Annotated in this window: 10 protein-coding genes; all 10 read right to left on the minus strand. The window is 73.0% G+C overall.

What is annotated here, in order from left to right; all coding sequences use genetic code 11:
• The 10 genes from ACIRGB_RS22240 to ACIRGB_RS22285 are packed head-to-tail and all read right to left on the minus strand — an operon-like array spanning position 1 to position 13,221.
• Entirely contained in the window at positions 1-1,284 is a 1,284-nt protein-coding gene (locus tag ACIRGB_RS22240; RefSeq protein ID WP_403867714.1) for a DUF4910 domain-containing protein, read from the minus strand.
• Positions 1,272-2,297 carry an NAD-dependent epimerase/dehydratase family protein gene (locus ACIRGB_RS22245; protein ID WP_403867717.1) on the minus strand — a complete coding sequence of 342 codons (1,026 nt, stop codon included), beginning with the start codon at positions 2,295-2,297 and terminating at the stop codon, positions 1,272-1,274. The genes ACIRGB_RS22240 and ACIRGB_RS22245 overlap by 13 nt, the downstream gene beginning before the upstream one ends.
• Positions 2,298-2,300: 3 nt before the next feature.
• Positions 2,301-2,948, minus strand: a complete 648-nt coding sequence (locus ACIRGB_RS22250) for a PIG-L deacetylase family protein (protein WP_403867720.1) — start codon at positions 2,946-2,948, stop codon at positions 2,301-2,303.
• The gene (locus ACIRGB_RS22255; protein WP_403867723.1) at positions 2,945-3,754 is read right to left on the minus strand and encodes a glucose-1-phosphate cytidylyltransferase; all 810 of its coding nucleotides are present in this window, start codon (positions 3,752-3,754) and stop codon (positions 2,945-2,947) included. The genes ACIRGB_RS22250 and ACIRGB_RS22255 overlap by 4 nt, the downstream gene beginning before the upstream one ends.
• Positions 3,751-5,001, minus strand: a complete 1,251-nt coding sequence (locus ACIRGB_RS22260) for a class I SAM-dependent methyltransferase (RefSeq protein ID WP_403867726.1) — start codon at positions 4,999-5,001, stop codon at positions 3,751-3,753. Before ACIRGB_RS22260 ends, ACIRGB_RS22255 begins: the two co-directional genes overlap by 4 nt.
• Positions 5,002-6,240, minus strand: a complete 1,239-nt coding sequence (locus ACIRGB_RS22265) for a glycosyltransferase (protein WP_403867729.1) — start codon at positions 6,238-6,240, stop codon at positions 5,002-5,004.
• Positions 6,241-6,242: 2 nt separating this feature from the next.
• Positions 6,243-7,475, minus strand: a complete 1,233-nt coding sequence (locus tag ACIRGB_RS22270) for an O-antigen ligase domain-containing protein (RefSeq protein ID WP_403867732.1) — start codon at positions 7,473-7,475, stop codon at positions 6,243-6,245.
• A 1-nt stretch (position 7,476) separates the two neighbouring features.
• Positions 7,477-9,021, minus strand: a complete 1,545-nt coding sequence (locus ACIRGB_RS22275) for a right-handed parallel beta-helix repeat-containing protein (RefSeq protein ID WP_403867735.1) — start codon at positions 9,019-9,021, stop codon at positions 7,477-7,479.
• A gap of 22 nt (positions 9,022-9,043) precedes the next feature.
• The gene (locus ACIRGB_RS22280) at positions 9,044-11,029 is read right to left on the minus strand and encodes an alginate lyase family protein (protein ID WP_403867738.1); all 1,986 of its coding nucleotides are present in this window, start codon (positions 11,027-11,029) and stop codon (positions 9,044-9,046) included.
• The gene (locus ACIRGB_RS22285) at positions 11,026-13,221 is read right to left on the minus strand and encodes a bi-domain-containing oxidoreductase (RefSeq protein WP_403867740.1); all 2,196 of its coding nucleotides are present in this window, start codon (positions 13,219-13,221) and stop codon (positions 11,026-11,028) included. The genes ACIRGB_RS22280 and ACIRGB_RS22285 overlap by 4 nt, the downstream gene beginning before the upstream one ends.
• Positions 13,222-13,246: the final 25 nt, after the last annotated feature.

A 13,246-nucleotide genomic window follows, 5' to 3' on the forward strand; every position in this document is an offset into this window, starting at 1 on the left:
TCATGCCTTGATCAGTCCGGCGCCGTGCAGGGCGTCGGCCGCCGCGGCGACGGTGGCGAACGGCAGCCCCGACCGGTCGGCCACGTCCAGCAGACCGTGCTCGCCGTCGGCGAGGCTGAGCACCCAGAGCATGGCCATCTGGGCCTGCTTCGCGTCGCTGCGGCCGCCCAGCGAGTCGTACAGCCCGCGCCGCCCCAACTGCGGCTCCCCGTAGGGACTGAGGTTGACGTACCGCCGGTTGCGGTCCAGGACGGCGAACGCCTCGCGGCACACGGCGAGCGTGTCCGCCATCGCCGCCGGGGAGACGAAGTCCAGGTTGTCCGCCGACGTGTGGTACTCCGGGTAGCCCGCGTACGGGGTCCGGGTGAGCGAGCCCACGCCGAGGTCGAACCCAGGCGAGCAGTACTGCCGCTCGTCGTAGCCGTACGGCGTGAACTCGGTGACGCGGTGCGGGCGTTCGGACGCGGTCAGCACATGCCGCAGCACCCGGTCGATCTCCGCGTCACCCCGCCTGCTCTGCTTGTACGTCAGCTGCCCCGGGTCGCCCGCGCAGGCCAGCACCAGGCCGTGCTTGACCCGCTCCACCCGCTCCCGGTTGCGGGCCAGCCAGGTGATCGCCCCGATGGTGCCGGGCGCGAAGATGAACCGGTAGGTGTAGTAGGGGTTTTGCTCCGCCAGCTCCCGGGCCAGGAACGTCGCCACCGCGATGCCGGCCAGGTTGTCGTTGGCCAGCGACGGGTGGCACGTGTGGCAGGAGACGATCACCTCGTCGGGCACCTGTCCGGGGACCACGTGCTCGGCGTAGGTGAGGTGGCCGTCCGCCAGGGTGGAGTCGATGCGGACCTCGTAGTCGCCCTCCGGCAGTGCGTCGAGTGTCTCCTGGGCCAGGCAGAAGCCCCACTCCGGCCGGTAGTAACTCGTGCGGTACGGCACCCAGGACGGCTGCTCCGGCAGGGTGTGCAGGTGCGGGCGCAGCTCGGCCAGCGGCATGGTCGCCGACACCGGGACGCTGTATCCGAGCACGTGGAGGCTGGAGGCGGCGAAGTCGACGACCCGGCGGCCGGCGGCGTCGGCGACGTACGCCTCCCGGATGTTCCACTCCTGCGGCACCGTCCAGTCGAGCACCTGCGTCCCGGTCGGCACCTCGTGCACGTGCAGAGGGATGTACTCGTCGACGATCCGCAGGGTGGCGCGCACCCCGTCGCCGGTGATGCTCCGGCACAGCGGGTACATCCGCTCCACCAGGGCGTACATCTCCTCTCCCGGCTCGGTCATCGGCGCCACCGCAGGGTGTCGTCGACGGCGCCGGTCTCGGAGGCCGCGCGCAGCACGGCGAGGCGGGTGAAGCGCCGCTCGAAGTCCTCCCGGGTCAGCCCGTGCTCGCGGTAGGCGTCGGCGAGTTCGAGCGCGCCCTGCTTCACCGTCCACTCGCAGTCGAAGCCGGGGATCGCGGCCCGGAACCGGGAGAAGTCCACCCGGTACGAGCGCGGGTCGGCCCCCGTCTCCCCGGTGATCACCACCTTCGAGCCGGCCACCGCCGCGGCCACCTCCTCGGCGATCTCGGCGACCGTGACGTTGTTGACCTCGCTGCCGATGTTGAACGCCCGGTCGTGCACCGCCTCCCGGGGCGCCTCCAGGGCGGCGGTGAAGGCCCGCGCGATGTCGGCGGCGTGCACCAGGGGGCGCCACGGGGTGCCGTCGGAGAGTACGAGCACCTCGCCGGACAGCAGCGCGTGACCCACCAGGTTGTTCAGCACGATGTCCGCGCGCAGCCGGGGCGAGTAGCCGAAGGCGGTGGCGTTGCGCATGTACACCGGGCTGAAGTCGCCGTCGGACAGCGCGTGCAGATCGTCCTCCACCCGCACCTTGGACTCCGCGTACGGCGTCACCGGGCGCAGCGGGGCGTCCTCGGTCACCAGGTCGCCGCCGCCCGCGGCGCCGTAGACCGAGCACGTCGAGGCGTACAGGAAGCGCTGCACCCCGGCGTCGCGGGCCAGCCGGGCCAGCCGCACCGACGCGTGGTGGTTGATGTCGTAGGTCAGCTCGGGTGCCAGCGATCCCAGCGGGTCGTTGGAGAGCGCGGCCAGGTGGATCACGGCGTCCACCCCGGCCACGTGCTCGGCCGTGAGGTCGCGCAGGTCCACCCGCCGTCCCGGGGGGTCGGCGGGTGCCGGTCCCAGGACGCAGTCGGCGAACAGGCCGGCGTCCAGCCCGACGACCTCGTGTCCGGCGGCCGTGAGGACGGGTGCCATCACGGTGCCCAGGTAGCCCTGGTGTCCGGTGAGCAGTACGCGCAAGGTTCAACCCCCCAGGTTGAGAGTGAGTTTGGCGACGTCGAACGCTTCCGCGTAGCGGGCGTGGCATTCGATGCCGCGGATCCGGGCGAGGCCCAGGAAGGCCTCCCGGTCGTACCAGGGGCGGTGCCGCTGCGAGGGGTAGTGCTCCTGCAACAGCCGCACCTTCTCTTCGGCGACCTCCGGCGTCAAGGGCTGGTACGCCGTCGGGCGGCCCAGGTCGCCGTCCCACTTGACGATCTCGTACCGCAGCACGAGGTGGTCGCGGAACGCGGTGGTCATCAGCTTCGCCAGGCCGCGGTGGTCCTGGTGCGCGTCGTCGGTGCGCGGGGCCAGCACGAGATCCGGTTCGGTCCGCTCCCGCAGCTCCTCGACGGCGGTCTTGGCCTCCTCCCAGTGGGCCGGCATCCGGCCGTCCGGCAGCTTGAGCACCGTCAGCCGCAGATCGGCGCCCGGGCAGAAGGCGGCGAGCGCGGCCCGCTCCTCCTGCTCCCGTTCACCGCCACCGCCGGACAGCACCAGCGCGTCGACGCGCACGCCCGGCCGCGCCAGGCACAGCGTCAGCAGGGTGCCGCCGGCGCCGATGGCGATGTCGTCGCAGTGCGCGCCCACCGCGACGATCCGGTCCGCGCGTCCGGCGCCGAGCCGGATCACGCGGACCTCACCCCGGCACGCCCACCGGCACCGTCCCGCTCCCACACGGCCCACGGACGCTCGCCCCGGGCGTAGGCGGTATCGAGCGCCGCCCGCTCCTTCACGGTGTCCGTCGGCTTCCAGAAGCCGCGATGCTGGTGCGCCACCAGCCGTCCGCGCTTGGCCAGTTGCGTGCACCCGTCGGCCACCAGGTCACCGCCCTCCGGGATGTGGTCGAAGACCTCCTGGCGGAGCACGAAGTAGCCGCCGTTCTCCCACAGCGGCAGGTCGCTCACGGGCGTGATGCCGCCCACCAGACCGTCCTCGCCCAGGTCCACGCAGTGGAACGAGGACTGCGGCGGCACCACCATCATCGACGCCCCGGCGTCCCGCCGTGCGAAGGCGTCGATCATCTGCGGCAGGAGCGCGTCGGTGAGCACGTCCGCGTAGTTGGCGAGGAACATCTCGTCCCCGTCCAGATGGTGCCGCACCCGGCGCAGCCGCTCCCCGATGGGCGACTCGATGCCGGTCTGCGCGAACGTGATCGTCCAGTCGGCTATGTCGGCGGACAGCAGCTCGGTCCGCCCGCCCCGCAGCACGAAGTCGTTGGACGTCGTCTCCTCGTAGTTGAGGAAGAACTCCTTGATGTGGTGGGCCCCGTAGCCGAGGCACAGGATGAACTCCTTGTGCCCGAAGTGCGCGTAGTAGCGCATCACGTGCCAGATCAGCGGCCGGGGCCCGACCATCGCCATCGGCTTGGGCACGTCGTCGGACGCGCCCTCGCGCATCCGCATCCCGTAACCGCCGCAGAACAGTACGACCTTCATGCTGTGACCTCTCGGGACGCGGCCTCGACGATGCTCAGTTCCGGGATGGGAAACACCAGCCGGCCGCCCCACTCGTGCACGAACGAGAGCTGCTCGGCCAGCTCGGCCCGCAGGTTCCACGGTAGGACGAGGACGTAGTCCGGCCGGTCGGCGGCGATCCGCTCGGGCGGCAGGATCGGGATGCGGGTGCCCGGGGTGAACCTGCCGTGCTTGTAGGGGTTGCGGTCGACCGTGTAGGCGAGCAGGTCGGGCCGGATACCGCAGTGGTTGAGCAGGGTGTTGCCCTTGCCGGGGGCCCCGTAGCCGACCACCGTCTCGCCGCGCTCGGCGGCCTCGATCAGGAACCGCAGCAGGTCCCGGCGCACCTTGGCCACCCGGGCGGAGAACTCGGTGTACCCGGACAGCTCCCGCAGCCCGGCCGCCTTCTCCCGGTCCAGCACCTCCGCCACCCGCCGGCTCGGCTCGCCGGCCACCTCGGCCGGCCGGGCCCACAGCCGGATGGAACCGCCGTGCGTGGGCAGCAACTCGACGTCCACGAGGGCCAGTCCACCACTGGCCAGCGCCCGGATCGCGGACGCGACCGTGTAGTACTGGAAGTGCTCGTGGTAGATCGTGTCGTACTGGTTCTCCTCGATCAGCGTCAGCAGGTGCTGCACCTCGATCGAGACCCAGCCGTCGTCGGCGACCAGGGCGCGCAGCCCCTGGGTGAAGCCGATGACGTCCGGGATGTGCGCGTACACGTTGTTGGCCACGACCAGGTCCGCCGGGCCGTGCTCGGCGCGGACGGCCGCGCCGGTGTCCGGGCTCAGGAACTCCGTGAGCGTGGGCACGCCCGCCTCCCGCGCCGCGGCACCGACGTTCACCGACGGCTCCACGCCGAGGCAGCGGATCCCGCGGTCCACCAGGTGCCGCAGCAGATACCCGTCGTTGCTCGCGACCTCGACCACGAAGGCGTCCGGGCCGAGGCCCAGCCGCTCCACGGCGCCGGTCACGAAGGTCCGCGCGTGCTCCACCCAGGAGGTCGAGTAGGAGGAGAAGTACGCGTACTGCGTGAACGTCTCCTCCGGCGTGATCAGCGCGGGGATCTGCGCCAGCCAGCAGTCGGTGCAGACCCGCAGGTGCAGCGGGTACGCCGGCTCCGGCCGGTCCAGTTGGTCCGCGGCGAGGAAGCTCTCGCACGGCGGAGTCGCTCCGAGATCGACGACGCTCTCCATCGCCGCCGAACCGCAGAGTCGGCATCGTGTCATCTACTTGCCCCCATCCCCCCTGCCCGCGCGGGTGTCCCCGCCACGAGCCTGTGCCGACCGCCCCGCGATCGCGGTGCGGTACCCCTCCAGCAGGCGCTCCAGCCCGACGGCCGGGCTGAACCCCTGCTCGTAACGGCGCCGGGCCGCCCGGCCCATCTCCTGGTTCCGGTCCGGCTCCGCCGTGATCCGGCGCAGGCACGCCGCGAGCGACGCGGGCTCGCCCGGCCGGTGCAGCAGCCCGGTCACCCGGTCCTCGACGAGTTCCACGAAGGCGCCGTGTCCGGCGGCGACGGCCGGGACCCCCGCCGCCATCGCCTCCACGACCACCAGGCCGAACGCCTCCAGCCAGGTCGAGGGAGCCACCACGGCCACCGACCGCGCCAGCGCCCGCCTGCACTGCTCCGGGTCGTACAGACCGACGTACCGCACGTCGTCCCGCCCGGCCGCCCAGGCGGTCACCTCGCCCTCCAGCGGTCCCGTGCCGGCGATGACGAGCGGGACACCCACCCCGCCGGCCGCGGCGACCTCGTCCCAGGCGGCCATGAGCAGCCGCACGCCCTTGGCCTCGGCGAGCCGCCCCAGATACAGCAGGTGCTCGCCGGTACCCGCGCGGCGCTCCTCCGGCTCGGGCACGAAGTTGTGCTTCACCGACAGCCGCCCGGCCGGCATCCCGGACCGCACCAGCACCTCGCGCTGTGCCGCGGAGATGCAGAAGAACCGCTCCACACCGGACCACCAGCGCCGCCGGTTGGCCGCCAGGCTGACCGCGAGCGGGACCGTCGCCAGGCGGGAGCCGCGGTAGCAGCCGTGCCGCACGGCGGGCAGCGGCGTCGACCCGACGCACTCGGTGCAGGGCCGCCCCTCGCGCTGGAGCGTGCCGGGCGGACAGACCTGCGTGTAGTTGTGCAGCGTGGCGACGGCGGGCACCCCGGCGTCGGCGCAGGCGGCCAGCACCGCCGGGGACAGGAGCGGGAAGACGTTGTGGACGTGCACCACGTCCGGCCGCTCGGCGCGCAGCCGGGCGGCCAGCTCCCGGCGGACCGCCGGGTTCCACGGCACGAGGAGCGGCAGCGCGGCCTTTCCGGGCAGTGACCGGGCGGCGATGTCGTCGCTGCGCCGCTCGAACACCCCGACCCGGTGGCCGGCCGCGCGCAGCAGCGCCACCTCCTGGTCGACGACGTTGTTCTCGCCGCTCGGCTGGGCCGAGTTGTACCGGTTGTGCACCACGAGTACGTGCATGCTCAGATCACCTCCGAGGTCCGCGCCCAGCGCGGGACGCGTCGTCGAGGGGGGTCGGGCGCCGGCGGGGGCGCGGCCGGGGCGGGCTGCGCCAGCAGGGAGGCGGCCACGGCGAGGTGCAGCAGGTACGGCGAGGCGTCGCCGAGACCCGCCTCGGTGTACGACGCGAGGGCGCAGTAGCTGATCAGGAAGATCGCGCAGGCCCTGGCCAGTGACGGCGGCCGCAGCAGCGCGACGCCGCCCAGCGCGACGAAGACCGCCGCCACCAGGGCGACCCCGATCAGGCCCTGCTCGTGGTAGACGGCCAGCCAGCTGTTGTCGATCGGCAGCCCGTCGAAGGACTTGTCGCCCAGGCCCGTCCCGAAGACCTTCTCCCCGGTCGTCCGGGGCGCCGCCAGCAGGGCGTCCCAGACCTTGGCCCGGCCGGTGAGATTGCTGAAGTTCTCCTCGCTCTGCCCGCGCAGGAACCACGACTGGAGCGCCGAGGCGAACACCACGGCGGCCACCGCGGCGCACAGCACCGCCCAGGAGAAGAACCGGCGGGCCGCCGCACTGGTCAGGGTCAGCGAGGCGATCGCGAGCGTCAGACCGACGAGCAGGCCGAGGGTGGCCGTACGGGTATGGGTGAGCAGGAGCAGGACGAGCGAGGGCACGACGACCAGCGCCGCGCTGCGCCGGTCGGTGCGGTGGCCCAGGACGAGCAGCACGGCCAGCCCGATGATCACTGCGGCGTACTGTCCGATCTGCGGCGGGGTGAGCGGCCACAACGCGCCGACCAGCCGACCGCCGTAGAGGTCGGGCATGGCCGCGCCCGGCGAGACGAGCGCGCCGGCGGCCACCGAGCACAGGACGGCGAAGTACATCCGGATGTGGTGCCGGACGAACGTCGGGCCGCCGTCCCACCAGCGGCTGAGCAGCCACAGGGTGCCGACGAAGAGCGCCATCCGGGCGCAGCGGAACAGCGCGCCGAGCCCGGACTGGAGGTCCGCGCTGGAGATCAGGCTCGGCACCAGCAGCAGGGAGAGCAGGAACAGGAAGGCACTGGCGCGCACCCGCAGCCGGAGATTGAGCGCGAGCGCCAGCGAGAACGCGGCGACCAGCGCGCCCATGGTGACCATCTGGATGAGCGACCGGGGGAGCGGGACGACGGTCTCCGCCCCCGCGGAGCCCAGCGTGTTGAGGACCAGCAGCCCCCAGACCGTCCCGACCAGCTTCGGCGTGCGCTCCGCGTCCATCTCAACCACCGTCCCGAGTACGCAGGGTGCTGCCCGCGTCCTGCCGGTAGGGCGCGCCCTGCCACTGTCCGAAGTCGAGGACCCGGCTCGGGTCGTGGGCGACGAACGTCCACGGTCCGACGTAGACGTTGTCGTGCCAGCGGTTGCGCTGCCGGTGGGTGACGGCCTCGGCCACCCGCTCGCCCTGGTACGGAGACCAGTCCGGATAGGTGCCGTAGTTGGCCAGCAGCGCCATGCGGTCGCAGTTCGACGTGCACTCCACGACGGTCTTGTCCAGGACGAAGCGGTTGTCGTGGACGTCCACCCGCTGGGTCTTCCAGCGGCAGTCGGCGTACAGCGGCGCCTTGGCGATCGCCGGGCGCGCGCAGCGCCCGATGTCCTTCACCAGCAGCGTGCAGTCGCCGGAGGAGGTGTTGGCCGGACTGTTGCAGAACCGGTCGGCGTTCTCCCACAGGGTGATGCCGGACCAGTTGTCCTCCAGGACGTTCCGGTAGATCTCGATCTTGTCGGTGCGGGCCGCGACCCGCGGTTCTCCGCCGGACTCGGAGATGTAGACGGTGGCGAACGGGAAGGTGTCGCCGCCGTCGGTGTTCTCCCGGCCCTCGACCCAGTTGTTGCGCCGGATCGTGTTCCCCCGCACGACCGCGTTGTAGCTGGTCTCGTAGATCAGCGCGGCACCGTCGTTGCCCTCCAGCACGTTGTCCTCGATGAGGAAGTCGTTGTTGTTGGTGTCCGCCCACAGGCCGGTCCCGCGGTTGTGGTGCACCCAGTTGCCGCGTATGTCGGCGCCCTGGACGGCCCAGAACTTGACGCCGCCGGTGCAGCCGCAGCCCGGCCGCTTGCGCTCCCAGTCGCCGGTGTTGTTGCCCGTGATCTCGTTGCCCTCGATCACCAGGTCGTTGATGGTGCCGTCGCCCTTGTACGCGTTCAGGCCGTACTGGCCGTTGTCGCGCAGGCAACTGGCGCGGACCTCCTGGCGGTCGCCGGCCATCAGCCCGGCGCCGGAGTTGTCCCGGACCGTGGCGTGCTCGATCACCCACCCGTCGGCCGAGTCGTGGTTGACCACGCCCTCGTCGTGCGGCGCGGCGAAGCCCCGCACGGTGAGGTGGCTGATGGTGACGTCGCGCGCGCTGCCGCCGAACGCGTACCGGTTGGTCTCCCGCCCGTCGAGCACCGCGCCCGGGGCGCCGAGGTAGCGGTTGCCTTCCTTGGGGACGACCTGCGCGTACCGGTCCGCTTCGAGCCGGTGCCTGCCGGGCCGCAGCCAGAAGGTGGTGTGCGCGGGGCTGGTGCGGGTCTTGGCAGCCAGGTCGCCGACGACCGCCGGATCGACGGCCACCGCACCGGCCGGTGCCTTCGCCGGTCCGGCCGCGGGTTTCGCGCACACCCGGGCCGCGGGCGGCCCACCGGACGGGGCGGAGGACGCGGACGACCCGGACGGCCCCGGCGACGGCGCGTCCGACGTGCCGACACAGCCGGCCGCCAGCAGCGCCAGCGCCAGTGGCGCCGCGGCCCACAGCCCGCGGCTCCGCCAGGTCGTCCCCATGCGTCCTCCCCCCTTCCTGTGCCTAGTCGGCCTGGTCGGCCTGGTCGCGGAACCCGAGTACGGTCGTGAAGCCCTGCGTGCCGTCGGTGAAGCCGGTGCCGACCAGCGTGGTGGCCGGTTCCTTGCGCCCGAAGCCGGGGGAGTACCAGCCCAGCGGCGGGTCGGTCTCCCCGCGATGCGCCCGCCAGGACAGCTCGCCCGGCAGGTCCAGCACCGCCGAGCGCTCCTCGCCGTCCCGGGCCCAGGTGAGCACGGCGCGGCTCCCGGACAGGTCGGCCGAGATCGCCGGGCCGAGGTGGAACGCGAGGCGCACGGCCCGGCGCGGTCCGCGCACTTCGTCCACCACCCGCAGCTCACGGCGCGCGGCCGTCAGCTCCACCCGGCGGCGGTGCACGGAATCCCCGTACCCGTCGTGCTCGGCACACCAGCGGGACACCGCCTGGTCGGAGGCGTCCACGGCCAGCACGCGGCTGCGGGCGTGCCGGGTCCACAGGAACGGGCCGCCGGAGACGGACTGGTCGGTGCCGTCCAGCTCCAGGGTGTTGTGGCCGAGGGTGGAGCGGAAGTACCGCCGCCACCCGGGCTGCCCGTGGTAGCAGTACGTCCCCGGGTCGGCGAGCACGTCGATCCCCTCGTGCCGCACCTCCACCGAGAGCGCGTCCGCGTGGGCGTGCGCGGCGATGGACAGGAAGCCGTGCGGACCGCCGTCGCAGCGGCACCAGATCCCCGCCGGACCGCGCAGGACCGTGAGCCCCGCGTCCGCGAAGTGGGCCGGCCTGCGCGCCGGACGGCTCACGGCCGGACCGGCGCCCTCCTTGCCGTACGGCCGGACCAGCGCGGCCAGAAGCGGCGTGCGCACATCGGTGCCGGTCACCGTCGGCCACCAGGGGAGGGCGCCGAACACGGCGTCCCCGGTGGCCAGCAGGGAGGCCCAGCGGTCGGTGCCCGCGCCGTCCAGCACCAGGCCGTGCCCGTCGTCCGCGTCCCCCTGGCGCGGTGGACGCAGCGAGTCGTCCACGACGGCGGCGAGCGCGTCGGTCATCCGCAGCAGCACCAGCCGGACCGTCGCTGGCACCGGCACACCGGCGGCGTCCGCCTCCGCCACCGCGGCCAGGCCGAGTTCCAGCACCAGACCGTGGTACTCGGTGGCCAGCTCGCGGTTGAGACCGGAGGGGAACGTGTTCGCGCGCAGCTGCCGCTCCAGCGACCGCAGCGCGTCGTCCCGCCAGCGCGCCGAGGCGGGGAACCAGTCGAAGGCGCAGGCCGCGGCCAACTGCCCGGCCGCCTCCGCCACGACGTGGTTGTTCGCCGACGATCCCCGGCTGGGGAAGGCGGCCAGCCAGCGCTGGTGGTGCCAGATCTGCTTCAGGGCCACCGGATTGTCCTCGAAGAGACCGGCCGCGCCCGGCCAGCCGTCGAGCAGCCGGCGGACCCACACCCACGACAGCAGCCGGATCCCCAGCTCGATCCCGCTGACCCAGTGCACGCCGCGCAGCGGCGCGTTGGACGCCCACCAGGACCGCAGGTGCTCGGCCACCCGCTCGGCGTACCGCTCGTTCCCGGTGACCGCGTAGGCGGCGGCGAGCACCGTCAGGTACTGGTGCCGGGACGGCTCCCAGATCTGCTTGATGTCCCCGACCGCGTCCTCGTCGCGGTAGGGCACGTCGAAGGCGTAGCCGTCCGGCGCCCGGCGCCCGGTCTTCGGGTCGTACCACCAGTCCGGGTCGGTCAGGTCGTCGCGGACCACGCCGAAGTACTCGACCTGCCCGGCCATCAGGCGGTCCGCCTGGGCGACGAGGCGCTTGGCGGCGTCCGGCGGCACCGCGGCGAGCGTCCCGGCGGGCAGGGCCGCGGTGAACCGGGCCCCGGTCACGCCCGGGACGTCCGGCCGCGCCGAGCGCCACCGGCGCCTGCGCAGGGTGTCGCCCACCCGGCCGCCCACCTCACGCGGCCCCATCCGGGACAGCCGCCGCAGGTACCAGCCCGCACTCCCCGGGGTCACGGTCATCGCGCCTCCGCCAGGGTCACCGGAGCGCCGCCGGTCAGGGCGGCCCGCACGGCCAGGGTGGCCGTCGTGGTGGCGACCAGCGACCGGAGCGGCACCGGCATCGGCCCGCCGGTGCGCACCGCCCGGACGAACGCGGCCAGTTCGGCCGACTGGCCCTTGTCCCTGGCCTTGGGCAGCCGGGAACTGACCCACCGCTTGCGGCCGTCGTAGACGGAGGTACGGACGAAGTCGTCGAGTTGGAGCACCTTGCCGTCCGCGACCAGGTCCAGCGTCTCCTTGGGGAAGCCCGCCGCGCCGGTGGTGACGTAGCTGATGGTGGCGGTGGACCCGTCCGGATAGCCCAGCACCACCTGGAGGTCCTCGTCGCCGGACGGGGCGAGGGCGTACACCGAGACCGGGTCGGTGCCCAGCAGCCAGCTCGCCGTGTCGACGAAGTGCCCGCCCTCACCGGCGAACCGCGAGCCCTCGGTGCCCTGCTGGAGGTACCAGCTGCCGTGGTCGAGCCGCCCCGCGTTGACCAGGTAGCGCAGGCTCGCCGGTCCGGTGCGGGTGCCGAACCGCTTCCTGGCCTCCTGGAGCAGCGGCGCGAACCGGCGGTTGAAGCCCACCTGCAACCGGTCGTTGCCGGACTCCTCCACCGCGGCGAGCACGCCGGCCAGCTCGTCCTCGGTGAGCGCCAACGGCTTCTCCACGAACACGGCCTTGCCGGCCAGCAGTGCCCTGCGGGTCAGTTCGGCGTGCGAGCTGTGCCGGGTGACGACGAACACCGCGTCGACGGAGGCGTCACCGAGCACGGCGTCCAGATCGGTGGTCGCCTTCCCGAAGCCGAACTTCCGCTGCGCGTTGGCCGCGGACAGGGCCGTCGTGGTGACGACCGTCGACAGTTCGACGCCGTCGCGCCGCGCCAGGTGCGGCAGCAGCATCGACGTCGCGTAGTTCCCCGCGCCGACGAACGCGAGGCGCACCGGCGTCTTCGCCGCCCGCAGCGGTGCGGAGCGTTTGCCGCCGCTCGGCACCGCGGGCACGGTCAGCACCGGTGCCTCGGCCGACGCCCCTTCCTCCGCGGTCGGTTCGGGGTACCGGAACAGCACGGCCACGGCCTTCAGTTCGCCGTCCTTGAGGCTTTGGTACGTCTCCACCGCGTCGTCGAAGGCGGCCGTGCGGGTGATCAGCGGCTCCACGTCGACACGGCCCCGGGCGACGAGATCGAGGAAGCACGCCAGGTTGCGCCGCTCGGTCCAGCGCACATAGCCGATCGGGTAGTCCCGCCCCTCGATCTCGTACTCCGGGTCGTAGCGCCCGGGGCCGTAGGAGCGGGAGAACCGGACGTCCAGCTCCTTCTCGTAGTACGCGTTCCACGGCAGGTCCAGGCGGCACTTGCCGATGTCGACGACCCGGCCGCGGTCCCGGCACAGCCGCGCGGCCAGCTCGACGGGCTGGTTGCTGCCGCCGCCGGCGGCCAGGTACACCTGGTCCACTCCGTGGCCGTCGGTGAGTTCGGCCACGGCACTCTCCACGGCCGGGGACTCCGGGTCACCGCAGGCCGCCGCGCCCAGCCGCTCGGCCAGCTCGCAGCGCACCGGGTCGGGGTCGGCGCCGACGACCCGGACGCCCGAGGCGGCGAGCAACTGCACCACCAGCTGCCCGATCAGCCCGAGGCCGACGACCAGGGCCACCTCGCCGAGCCGCGACTCGCCCTGGCGGACCCCCTGGAGCGCGATCGACCCGACGGTGCCGAAGGCCGCGTGCCGCGGCGCGAGACCGTCCGGCACCGGGGCGTAGAGGTTCTTCGGGACCCAGTTCACCTCGGCGTGCAGGGCGTGCTCGTTGCCCGCGCAGGCCACCAGGTCGCCGACCTTCACGTCGTCGATCCCGGCGCCGACCTGCTCGACCACCCCGCACAGCGAATAGCCGAGCGGGGTGTAGGAGTCCAGCTTGCCCATCACCTTGCGGTACGTGGCGGGCACGCCGTTGGTGGCCACGCTCTGCACGACCTTGGCCACCTGGTCCGGCCGGGAACGGGCCTTGCCCAGCATCGACATGCCGGCCTCGGACACCTTCATCAGCTCGGTGCCGGTGGAGATCAGCGAGTAGGCGGTCCGCACCAGCACACCGCCCGGCTTGCAGCCCGGCACCGGCACGTCGAGCAGCGCCAGCTCGCCGCTCTTGTAGTTCTGCACAACCTGTTTCACCCGAAGTCCTCTTGTCTCTGTGCCG

Source organism: Streptomyces sp. NPDC102490, from assembly GCF_044765285.1.
GTDB lineage: Bacteria > Actinomycetota > Actinomycetes > Streptomycetales > Streptomycetaceae > Streptomyces.

What these genes read in the sequence shown, in the direction of transcription:
- ACIRGB_RS22270 (WP_403867732.1), bottom strand. Translation starts at nt 7,475, where the DNA reads ATGGACGCGGAGCGCACGCCGAAGCTGGTCGGGACGGTCTGGGGGCTG.
- ACIRGB_RS22275 (WP_403867735.1), bottom strand. Translation starts at nt 9,021, where the DNA reads ATGGGGACGACCTGGCGGAGCCGCGGGCTGTGGGCCGCGGCGCCACTG.
- ACIRGB_RS22255 (WP_403867723.1), bottom strand. Translation starts at nt 3,754, where the DNA reads ATGAAGGTCGTACTGTTCTGCGGCGGTTACGGGATGCGGATGCGCGAG.
- ACIRGB_RS22280 (WP_403867738.1), bottom strand. Translation starts at nt 11,029, where the DNA reads ATGACCGTGACCCCGGGGAGTGCGGGCTGGTACCTGCGGCGGCTGTCC.
- ACIRGB_RS22260 (WP_403867726.1), bottom strand. Translation starts at nt 5,001, where the DNA reads ATGACACGATGCCGACTCTGCGGTTCGGCGGCGATGGAGAGCGTCGTC.
- ACIRGB_RS22265 (WP_403867729.1), bottom strand. Translation starts at nt 6,240, where the DNA reads ATGCACGTACTCGTGGTGCACAACCGGTACAACTCGGCCCAGCCGAGC.